The following is a 209-nucleotide window of genomic DNA, read 5'->3' on the forward strand; positions in this document are numbered from 1 at the left end:
GTGCATCGGCGGCGGGCAGGGAATCGCCGCATTGTTCTCGGGAGTGGCCTGACATGGGTACGTCCATCACCGGCTATGCCGCCTACGTGCCCGCCTATCGCCTGGGTCGCGACAGCGGCGCGCGAAGCCGTCGCGTGGTCGCCTCCTTCGACGAAAACAGCACGACCATGGCGGTGGCCGCTGCACGCAACCTTCCCGTCGATGCCCTC

Annotated in this window: 1 pseudogene; it reads left to right on the forward strand. The window is 67.9% G+C overall.

Annotated elements, in window-relative coordinates:
- Positions 1–53: 53 nt before the first annotated feature.
- Positions 54–209, forward strand: a pseudogene (locus B4L26_RS16610) (hydroxymethylglutaryl-CoA synthase); the annotation flags it as partial.

Source organism: Gordonia sp. UBA7599, assembly GCA_002477755.1.
Lineage (GTDB): Bacteria > Actinomycetota > Actinomycetes > Mycobacteriales > Mycobacteriaceae > Gordonia.